This window comes from Bartonella sp. OC68QHHN, from assembly GCF_042193875.1.
Lineage (GTDB): Bacteria > Pseudomonadota > Alphaproteobacteria > Rhizobiales > Rhizobiaceae > Bartonella > Bartonella grahamii_A.
In genome coordinates, this window is sequence record NZ_JBHIME010000068.1 from 1 (window position 1) to 1,438 (window position 1,438).

1 protein-coding gene and 1 pseudogene are annotated in these 1,438 nt (G+C 41.0%); both read left to right on the forward strand.

The genetic code is table 11. The features are described 5' to 3' along the window. The first annotated feature begins 722 nt into the window (after positions 1–722). Positions 723–1,124 (forward strand): hypothetical protein, encoded by a 402-nt coding sequence (locus tag ACFIJ0_RS07415; protein WP_375643919.1) that lies wholly within the window; start codon positions 723–725, stop codon positions 1,122–1,124. 68 nt (positions 1,125–1,192) lie between these two features. After that, positions 1,193–1,438 (forward strand): annotated as a pseudogene (locus ACFIJ0_RS07420) (filamentous hemagglutinin); the annotation flags it as partial.

Consider the following 1,438-nt stretch of genomic DNA (forward strand, 5'->3'; position numbering starts at 1 on the left):
AATGGCAACCCAACTTTTAGAAGAAGGATTTAAATACAGTGATGACTCTTATAAAACCATGTTTATCAAAGAGCACCCCATCGCCGTGGTCGACCGTGATGAAAAGGGTAATATACTCTATGAAATAGATGCAAATGGGGTACCTATAAGAGATGCTCGTGGACAACCAATACCTTACGCACATTATTTAACGGATGAAGAAAAGCAGCATTTGCAAGAAGGTGCTGATGGCAAAGTGCATGTGTCCTTTAATGGCATTTTTACACCACTCTATGAGGCAGCTGTTTATGCAGAGCAACATGCGGAGAATAAAAATAATCCGCTTTATTTTGTTGTGTTTCCAGAAGCCGATTCTGCTATCTCAGAACTTCTGGTCGCAGGCTATCAGAAGTTTATGGAAAATAACTTTTGGGGTTTAACCAATTCAACACAAGAAGCAAAAGATTTGATGTATAGCTATGGTCTTACAGGATTAGAACTTTATGGACATAGCCGTGGGACAATGACATTGGGGAATATGCTGAATTCTTTCAAACAAGAAGGTGTTCACGGTATAGCCNTACTTACGAGACAGCACCTGCTGGTAGTAGCAGGTGGAAAGAATGGTGGAGAGTGGCTACAAATCCCATAAGCTCCCATACCTGTCTTGGAGATGTGGGTTATAAATGCCAAAAGTTTTATGGCTCATCTCATCGTGAACAATTTCCTTTAAGGAGGAAAAAATGAAACAAATCTTTAAATTATTGAGTTGCATAGCTTTATTAGTTATAACGGGATGCCAATTTAATAAACCTCCTGCAGGATACTTCACGGTGTGGGAGAAATCAGGAGCAGATCGGCTTGAGGTAAAAAAAGCACTTTTAGAATGTGGAATGCCAGCACCTTATGATGTATTTCCAGAAAACAGAAATTTAAGCAACAATGCATGGGCAACCATAGAAGCTTGTATGATTCAAGCTGGTTTTCATGATAAATATGATAGGGGGGGCTGGTGTGGAAATCATAAAGCCGAGGATCTTCCCATTTGTCGTCCTGGCGCTGTGATCCCGAGGCGCAGTGTCAAGAAGCGCTTAAATAGCCCTTTTTGTAAAAAGCATCCAGAACAATATGAATGCTATCCTTAAGTCTTGCTATTTGTGATGATCAACAATCTGCCATCCTTGCCTTCGCTTGGAATGGCGCGATTGTTTTTTCCAGCAAGCAAAACTCTGTTTCCATTGGGTATAATAGCCGAGAAAAGGATGGTACAGCCACAACCAATATATCCTTGAACAAGAATAAATCTTCTAGCGATTATCATAGTGTCGTGGAGCAATCAGGCATTAAAGCGGGTGATGGCGGCTTTAAGATCAACGTTAAAGATAAAACAACCCTAACCGGAGGCATTATTGAAAGCACCGCGTCGGCAGAAAAAAACAGTCTGACCACAGGAAGCATT

Bases quoted from the DNA above. Each gene is read 5' to 3' on its own strand.
- ACFIJ0_RS07415 (WP_375643919.1), top strand. From the start codon at position 723: ATGAAACAAATCTTTAAATTATTGAGTTGCATAGCTTTATTAGTTATA.